This window comes from Labrys sp. LIt4 (assembly GCF_017813775.1).
Taxonomy (GTDB): Bacteria; Pseudomonadota; Alphaproteobacteria; order Rhizobiales; family Labraceae; genus Labrys; species Labrys okinawensis_A.
Window position 1 is genome coordinate 201144 of record NZ_JAGIPY010000011.1, and the last position, 7317, is coordinate 208460.

Annotated in this window: 6 protein-coding genes and 1 pseudogene; 6 read left to right on the forward strand and 1 reads right to left on the reverse strand. The window is 65.2% G+C overall.

From position 1 onward, the window contains the following. Positions 1 to 138: 138 nt before the first annotated feature. Positions 139 to 2312, forward strand: a pseudogene (gene pnp, locus J8I29_RS20670) (polyribonucleotide nucleotidyltransferase); the annotation flags it as partial. Between the two features lie 42 nt (positions 2313 to 2354). On the opposite strand, the gene J8I29_RS20675 reads toward pnp, so the two are convergent. Further along, the gene (locus tag J8I29_RS20675) at positions 2355 to 3170 is read right to left on the reverse strand and encodes an SDR family oxidoreductase (RefSeq protein ID WP_209433100.1); all 816 of its coding nucleotides are present in this window, start codon (positions 3168 to 3170) and stop codon (positions 2355 to 2357) included. Positions 3171 to 3287: 117 nt separating this feature from the next. Between J8I29_RS20675 and J8I29_RS20680 the strand changes: the two genes are divergently transcribed. From J8I29_RS20680 to J8I29_RS20700, 5 genes are all read left to right on the forward strand, one after another. Continuing rightward, on the forward strand, positions 3288 to 4229 hold the full coding sequence (locus J8I29_RS20680; protein WP_209433084.1) for a GlxA family transcriptional regulator: 942 nt from the start codon (positions 3288 to 3290) through the stop codon (positions 4227 to 4229). A gap of 208 nt (positions 4230 to 4437) precedes the next feature. Next, on the forward strand, positions 4438 to 4851 hold the full coding sequence (locus tag J8I29_RS20685) for a hypothetical protein (protein ID WP_209433085.1): 414 nt from the start codon (positions 4438 to 4440) through the stop codon (positions 4849 to 4851). Positions 4852 to 5100: 249 nt separating this feature from the next. Then, positions 5101 to 5301: a 50S ribosomal protein L35 gene (gene rpmI / locus J8I29_RS20690; RefSeq protein WP_068297425.1), complete on the forward strand. Its 201-nt coding sequence runs from the start codon at positions 5101 to 5103 to the stop codon at positions 5299 to 5301. A 37-nt stretch (positions 5302 to 5338) separates the two neighbouring features. Then, on the forward strand, positions 5339 to 5692 hold the full coding sequence (rplT, locus tag J8I29_RS20695; RefSeq protein ID WP_068297422.1) for a 50S ribosomal protein L20: 354 nt from the start codon (positions 5339 to 5341) through the stop codon (positions 5690 to 5692). 133 nt (positions 5693 to 5825) lie between these two features. Next, a complete protein-coding gene (locus J8I29_RS20700; RefSeq protein WP_209433086.1) occupies positions 5826 to 7241 on the forward strand; it encodes a DUF6880 family protein in 1416 nt (471 codons plus the stop codon). Positions 7242 to 7317: the final 76 nt, after the last annotated feature.

Genomic DNA, 7317 nt, shown 5'->3' on the forward strand with positions numbered 1-7317 from the left:
AGGATCGCAGGAAGCAACCCTCGGACGTTGAGCGTCAGGATGCTTCCCGCCATCTTGCGATGGCCGCTTTTGTTTCAGGCGCCATTGGTTGACGCCCTGCCTCGTCCGGTCGATCCACAAGAGTAGGATTGATCCTTAATGTTCACAATTTATCGCGAAGAGCTGGAATGGGCCGGCCGCAAGCTGACCCTCGAAACCGGCAAGATCGCCCGTCAGGCCGACGGCGCCGTGCTTGCCACCTATGGCGACACCACGGTACTGGCCACCGTCGTCTCGGCCAAGGAGCCGAAGGCCGGCGTCGATTTCTTCCCGCTGACCGTCAACTACCAGGAAAAGGCCTTCGCGGCCGGCCGCATCCCCGGCGGTTATTTCAAGCGTGAAGGCCGTCCGTCCGAGCGCGAGACCCTGATCTCCCGTCTGATCGATCGCCCGATCCGCCCGCTCTTCGTCGACGGCTATCGCAACGACACCCAGGTCATCGTCACCGTGCTGTCGCATGACCTGATCAACGACACCGACGTCGTCTCGATGGTTGCCGCCTCGGCCGCCCTCACGCTCTCCGGCGTGCCCTTCATGGGCCCGGTGGGCGCTGCCAGCGTCGGCTACATCAACGGCGCGCTCAAGCTCAACCCGACGATCGACGAGATGAAGGAATCCTCGCTCGAGCTCGTGGTCGCCGGCACCGCCGACGCCGTGCTGATGGTGGAATCGGAAGCCAAGGAGCTCTCCGAGCAGACCATGCTCGAGGCCGTGATGCTCGGCCATTCCGGCTTCCAGCCGGTGATCGAGGCAATCATCCGCCTCGCCGAGAAGGCGGCCAAGGAGCCGCGCGACTTCCAGCCGGCCGATCGTTCGGAGCTGGAGAAGGCCATGCTCGGCGTGGTCGAGGCCGATCTGCGCGCCGCCTATTCGATCACGGCCAAGCAGCAGCGCTATGCCGCCGTCGATGCTGCCAAGGCCAAGGTCGTGGCCCACTTCCTGCCCGAGGGCGAGGAAAACCCGGCCTACACCAAGCAGGAGATCGCCGAGGTCTTCCACGAGCTGCAGGCCAAGGTCGTGCGCTGGAACATCCTCGACAAGGGCACCCGCATCGACGGCCGCGACGTCAAGACGGTCCGCCCGATCGTGGCCGAAGCCGGCATCCTGCCGCGCACCCACGGCTCCGCCCTGTTCACCCGCGGCGAGACGCAGGCCCTGGCCGTCGCCACGCTGGGCACCGGTGACGACGAGCAGTTCATCGACAGCCTGGAGGGCACCTACAAGGAGCGCTTCCTGCTTCATTACAACTTCCCGCCCTACTCGGTCGGCGAGACCGGCCGCATGGGCTCGCCCGGCCGCCGCGAGATCGGCCACGGCAAGCTCGCCTGGCGCGCCGTTCACCCGATGCTGCCCCCGCAGCACGAGTTCCCCTACACCATCCGCGTCGTCTCGGAGATCACCGAGTCCAACGGTTCCTCCTCGATGGCCACCGTCTGCGGCACCTCGCTGGCGCTGATGGATGCCGGCGTGCCGCTGCGCGCCCCGGTCGCGGGTATCGCCATGGGCCTGATCCTGGAAGGCGAGCGCTTTGCCGTGCTCTCCGACATTCTGGGTGACGAGGACCATCTCGGCGACATGGACTTCAAGGTGGCCGGCACCGAGAACGGCATCACCTCGCTGCAGATGGACATCAAGATCGCCGGTATCACCGAAGAGATCATGAAGGTCGCTCTGGAGCAGGCCAAGGGCGGCCGCCTCCACATCCTCGGCGAGATGGCCAAGGCCCTGTCCGGCGCCCGCGCCGAGCTCGGCGAGCATGCCCCGCGCATCGAAGTGATCACCATCCCGGTCGACAAGATCCGCGAAGTGATCGGCTCGGGCGGCAAGGTCATCCGCGAGATCGTCGAAAAGACCGGCGCCAAGATCGACATCCAGGACGACGGCACCATCAAGGTCGCCTCGGCTTCGGGTACCGCGATCAAGGCCGCGATCAACTGGATCAAGTCGATCGCTTCCGAGCCCGAGCTCAATGCGATCTATGACGGCACCGTGGTCAAGACCACCGATTTCGGCGCCTTCGTCAACTTCTTCGGCGCCAAGGACGGCCTGGTTCACATCTCGCAGCTGGCTGCGAACCGCGTGAACAAGGTCACCGACGTGGTCAAGGAAGGCGACAAGGTCAAGGTCAAGCTGCTCGGCTTCGACGAGCGCGGCAAGGTGCGCCTGTCGATGAAGGCCGTCGACCAGGCCACCGGCGAGGATCTGGAAAAGAAGGCCAAGGCCGAAGGCGAAGCCGCCGCCGAGTAAGGCGGGCTTCCAGTGCTGCAAATCAGAAAGGGCGGCCCGCCGGGCCGCCCTTTTTGTTGTCGCTCCGTTCAGGCGGCGCTGGCCTGTCCGACCCGATAGCGCGCGGCCGGCTTGGGATGCGAGAGGTTCGGCGACAACCTCTTGCGGACTGCCTCGAAGCCGGCCCAGTCGGCGAGTTCGGGCAGGGCCGGGATCGTCACCACCTCGCCCTGGTCGAGGCCGGCGAGGGCGGCGTCCACCATGTCCTCGGCCGACATCACGCCGATGCTCTCCGGCAATTGTTCGACGGGCACGCCGAGGACGTTCCAGAAATCGGTGGCGGTAGCGCCGGGCAGGACGGCCTGGATGCGGATGTTCTTGTCGGCGAGTTCGTGGTGCAGGCTCTGGCTGAAGGCGAGCACATAGGCCTTGCTGCCGCCATAGACCCCGTTCAGCAGTTCCGGGGCGATCGCCACGATGGAGGCGATGTTGACGATGGTGCCGCCGCCGCGCTCGACTAGGCCGGGGACGGCGGCATAGGTCAGCCGCGTGAGCGCGGTGACGTTGAGGCCGATCATGTCCTCCATCTTCTCGGCCGAGGCCTGGAGCAGGGGCGTCGCGCTGCCGAAACCGGCATTGTTGACCAGTCCGGTGATGCTCTTGTCGCTCTTCAGCACGGCCTCGACGGCGGCAAGGCCGTCGCGGGCATTGAGGTCGGCCGCGAGGATGCCGACATGGCGGCCGGTCGCCTTGCCAATACGGTCCGCGAGGGCCTTGAGCTTGTCCTCGCTGCGGGCGACGAGGATCAGGTCATAGCCGCGGTGGGCGAGGCGATCGGCATAGACGGCGCCGATGCCGGAAGAGGCGCCCGTGATCAGCACGGTGCCTTTGGAGGTGGCGGACACTTTGGAGGTGGCGGACATGGGAAATCTCCATGGGTTGCAATGGCCGGAGATTAGATCCGCTGGCTTTTGTCTCAAATGTCATATATGCCACCTTTCAGGACAAGAATGGAGGCGCTCATGCAACGCGTCGGCTTTCTGATTTCGCCCAATTTCCAGTTGATGAGCTTTGCCGCTCTCTCGGCCTTCGAATTCGCCAATTATGCGGCGGACAAGGCGCTCTATGACATTGCCATCGTCTCGGAAAGCGGAGGCCCCGTGCGCAGCTCCGTCGGCCCCACGCTCGACAGCCTTCGCTTCGACGAGCCCGAATTCGACACGCTGGTGGTCTGCGGCACGCCCGATGTCGATCCGCCGACGCCTGATGTCGTTGGTTATGTGCGGCGGGCGCCGGCGCTGTCCCGCCGGGTTGCCTCGATCTGTACCGGCGCCTTCGTGCTCGCCGAGGCGGGACTGCTCGACGGCCGGCGGGTGACCACCCATTGGCTGTGGACGCGCGACCTGCAGGCCCGCTTTCCGCAGCTCAAGGTGGACGAAGACCGCATCTTCATCGCCGATGGCCAGATCTGGACCTCGGCCGGCATGAGCGCAGGCGTCGATCTCGCCCTCGGCATGGTGGAGGAGGATCACGGCGCCGAGCTCGCCCGCATCGTGGCCCGCCAGCTCGTGCTCTATCACCGGCGCGGCGGCGGCCAGTCGCAGCATTCCAACCTGCTCGATCTCGACGCCAAGTCGGACCGGATCCAGACCGCGCTCACCTATGCCAGGCGCAACCTGCACACGCCGCTGTCCGTCGAGCAGCTTGCCGAGGTCGCCCATCTCAGCCCGCGCCAGTTCAGCCGCGCCTTTCGCGCCGAAACGGGCCAGTCGCCGGCCAAGGCGGTGGAGAATCTGCGGGTCGAGGCGGCGCGGCTGATGATGGAACAGACCCTCCATCCCATCGACATCGTGGCTCGGGAGACCGGGTTTGCCGACCGCGAGCGCATGCGGCGCGCCTTCCTGCGCGCTTTCGGCCAGCCGCCGCAGGCGATCCGGAGGCTGGCCAAGGGTGCCGCCGCGTGACGGGGCCGACGCTCGATTGTTCCGGGCGTATCCAAGAAGCGGGCATGGCCGTGCCAGAGCGTTTTGCGATTAGACGGAGTCACCTAGAATCGCAAAGACGCGTCACAACAATGAGTTAGAGCAAATAAGCGTTCACGCCTGAACGCGCTTTGCTCTAGAGACGAATCGGGGGCGGCGGTAGCGCCGGCCGATCATCCGGAGAGAATTCATGCCACGTCGTCTGCGCTTTATGCTCCTCGCCGTTTCCTGCCTTGTCCCGACAGCCTGGGCCGCGCAGGGCAAGGCCGACGTGGCCTTTCCCGCTGAGGCGCAGGGCGTGTGGACCCGCGATGTCGAAAGCTGCGCCAGCAAGAAGGATCTGCGGGGCGAGGCGCCGCTGCGGATCACGGTCGAGGGCAAGAAATGGACGGAGGAGGGCAGCATCGGGCGGGCGAGTGCCGTTACGCAGATCGCCAAGGATCCCCCGACCTGGCGGCTGCAGATGTCGGAAGACAGCGAAGGAGAAACCTTCGACTACACCGTCATCCTGGTGAAGATCGGCAAGGAACTGGCGGCGGTTTCCCACGCGACCGTTGACGGCGAGAAGACCCCGCTGGTGCATACCTATCGTCAGTGCGGATAGGATCGCCGCCACGAGGCCCAGCGGGAACTGCTCAGTGCCCGCAAAATGCGCCGAAATTGGAGGCCGGAACCGCCCGGCCTGTTGCTTTTCTCCCGGCATGTCGCTATAGACCCGGCTCCCCCGCATCGACCGGCTGATAAGGGCTGCCGTGGCGATGTTGTTGGCTCGGGCGCTTTTCAATAAGCACACGGCTTACCGGTGGCGGAACCCAACAGGTTTCGGCGCCTTTTTTATTCGGAGACGAGCAAAATGCCCAAGATGAAGACCAAGTCGGGCGCCAAAAAGCGCTTCAAGATCACGGGATCGGGCAAGGTGGTGCACGCCCAGCAGGGCAAGCGCCACGGCATGATCAAGCGTACCAACAAGCAGATCCGTAAGCTTCGCGGCACGCGCGTCCTCTTCAAGACGGACGGCGACAACGTGAAGAAGTATTTCCTGCCGAACGGCTGATCGCCACGGCAACGCGAAACCTTAAGGAGATCAGCAGATGGCACGCGTGAAACGGGGCGTTACGTCCCATGCAAAGCACAAGAAGACACTCGACGCGGCGAAGGGCTTTTACGGCCGCCGCAAGAACACGATCCGTATCGCCAAGCAGGCGGTCGATCGTTCGATGCAATACGCCTATATCGGCCGCAAGCTCAAGAAGCGCAACATGCGCGCTCTGTGGATCCAGCGCGTCAACGCCGCTGTCCGCGAGCTTGGCCTGACCTATTCGAAGTTCATCGCGGGCCTGGCCAAGGCCGGCATCGAGATCGACCGCAAGGTGCTGTCCGATCTCGCCATCCGCGAGCCGGAAGCCTTCAAGGCCCTGGTCGAGAAGGTCAAGGCTGCCGCCTGAGCTGCAGCTTGCCGCAATTGTTCTTGGAAAACCCGCCACGGCAACGTGGCGGGTTTTTCATTTGGGGCTGCCAAATCGAGCCGAGCGCTGCAAACTGGGTGAACGGCCCAGCCGCCATCCAGGGAGTGCCGACATGGCCGCGAAATCGAAATTGACGCCGGCGAGCCTTGCCGAACTCGGCCCGGCCAAGCTGGCGGAACTGATCGTCGAGGAGGCGCAGGCCAATCCGGCGTTCCGCAAGCGGGTGACCGCGGCGCTCGCCGGTGCCCAGGGGCCCGAGGCGGTCGCCAAACTGGTGGAACGGCGCCTGGCGGCGCTGGAAAAGGCACGCTCCTTCATCGATTGGCCCAAGATCAGGGAATTCGAGAAGGATTTGGCGGCGACACTCGCCAATATCATTGGGGAGATCGGTCCCGGTTCTGCGCCGCTCGCCGTTGATCTGCTGCTGCGTTTCATCGCCACCGCGGCGGGCGTTTTCGCGCGGGCCTTGTCCTCCAACCGCCTCGAAGATCTCTATAACGAGGCGGTGTCGGCCCTGGGGCCGCTGGCGACCCGGCTGGAGCCGGCCGATCTTGCCGGCCTGCCCGACAGGGTGATGGCTCTTACGGACAGGGCCGGCGATATCGCGCCCGCTTTGATCGCCTCCCTCCTGGAGCAGGCCTCGGCGGCGGATCTGGATCGATGGGACCGCCTGCTGGCGGACAAGGTAGCGACGCTGCAATCGGCCTATAGGGCTGGTCCCTATCGGGAATTGCGCCAGGCCATCGCCGCCAGGCGGGACGACCTCGATGCCTGGATCGCTCTGGAAAACGAGAAGCCCCGCGAGTCCCGTGACGGGCTTGCCGTCGCGGAGAAACTGCTCGCAGCCGGCCGGGCAGAGGAGGCCCTGTCCTGGCTGGATATCGAGGAGCCCTCGCGGCTTGCCTATGCCGATGCGCTGGATCTTGCGGATGGCGTGGTCAGGCGGGATTTCCGGCTGCCGGCCCGGAGCGGTCTCAAGGCGCGCATCCTGGAGGTGCTCGGCCGCAGGCAGGAAGCCCAGGAACTGCGCTGGGCGACCTTCGAGGCGACGCTCGATCCCGGCATCTTGCGGGCCTATCTCGCCAGGCTCGATGATTTCGCCGAGTTCGAGGTACTCGACAGGGCCTTCGCCCATGCCCTGACCGCCAAGACGCGCTACCGCGCCCTTCATTTCCTGACCGAATGGCCGCGCCTCGATCATGCCGCCCGGCTGGTGCTCGATTTCGGCCTGGTCTGGGACGGCAGCCACTACCAGGTGCTGCAATGGGTGGCGGACAGGCTGCAGGAGGAGCAGCCTCTTGCCGCCAGCCTGCTCTACCGCGCTTTGGTCGAAGACATCCTGACGAAGGGCAAGTCGGCGGCCTATGGCCATGGCGCCGCCTATCTCGCCAGGCTGGACGATCTCGCCATGCGGCTCGATCCCGCAGCGCTGTCGAAGCTGGGACGCCTCAGCCATGCCGATTGGCGGGCCTATCTGCGCCAGCAGCATGGCCGCAAGGCAAGCTTCTGGGCAGCCGTCGCGCGGTGATTTCCGGCAACTGTAGTTGAGCGAGTGTCAGGCCTTGAACGGGGCCTGATCGCGCAAGATTGCATTGAGAGTGATG

Excerpts from the sequence above, each read along its gene's own strand:
- J8I29_RS20680 (WP_209433084.1), top strand. The coding sequence starts at position 3,288 with ATGCAACGCGTCGGCTTTCTGATTTCGCCCAATTTCCAGTTGATGAGC.
- J8I29_RS20700 (WP_209433086.1), top strand. The coding sequence starts at position 5,826 with ATGGCCGCGAAATCGAAATTGACGCCGGCGAGCCTTGCCGAACTCGGC.
- rplT (WP_068297422.1), top strand. The coding sequence starts at position 5,339 with ATGGCACGCGTGAAACGGGGCGTTACGTCCCATGCAAAGCACAAGAAG.
- rpmI (WP_068297425.1), top strand. The coding sequence starts at position 5,101 with ATGCCCAAGATGAAGACCAAGTCGGGCGCCAAAAAGCGCTTCAAGATC.
- J8I29_RS20685 (WP_209433085.1), top strand. The coding sequence starts at position 4,438 with ATGCCACGTCGTCTGCGCTTTATGCTCCTCGCCGTTTCCTGCCTTGTC.